The following is a 518-nucleotide window of genomic DNA, read 5'->3' on the forward strand; positions in this document are numbered from 1 at the left end:
GCGAGCCGCAGCCCGACCGTGGCGCCGCCGAGGTCGCGCACGGTGGTGAAGCCGCGCATCAGCATCTCACGCATCAGCTTTCCGGCGCGGAAAGCGACGACGGCATCCGGCAGCAGCGCATTGGCCTGGAGGTTCACGACGGAGGCGATGAGATGGACATGGCAATCCACCAGTCCCGGCATCAGCGTGCGGCCGCCAAGGTCGATGCGCCGTGCCGAGGCGCTGGCGATGGAGGGGGYGACCTCGCGGATCACCTCGCCCTCGACGAGCACCGACATGCCCGGCGTCGCCGCCTCGGCAAAGCCGTCCCAGAGCCGGGCGTTTTCAAAGAGAATCATGACTGCGCTCCCATGTGCCGCCCACTCAAGACGTTCCGGAATCCCTTGTGAAGACCGAACTGGACATTCGGGCCCGGGCTTCGTCATGTTGCGCGCACTTCATGCAGGGATGAACAACATGTGGCTTTCCACCGCTCGCGCTGCGCGCGCGAGCCTTGTCGCGTTGGCCCTGACGGGCAC

At 66.7% G+C, this 518-nt stretch carries 1 protein-coding gene; it reads right to left on the reverse strand.

Features of this window, described 5'->3' with window-relative positions; genetic code table 11:
• The coding region (locus tag AC1DWF_RS38665; RefSeq protein WP_476843686.1) for an amidohydrolase family protein at nt 1-338 on the reverse strand (338 nt) is incomplete at its 3' end.
• Nucleotides 339-518 lie beyond the last annotated feature (180 nt).

It is taken from the genome of Aminobacter sp. P4_D5 (genome assembly GCF_056401815.1).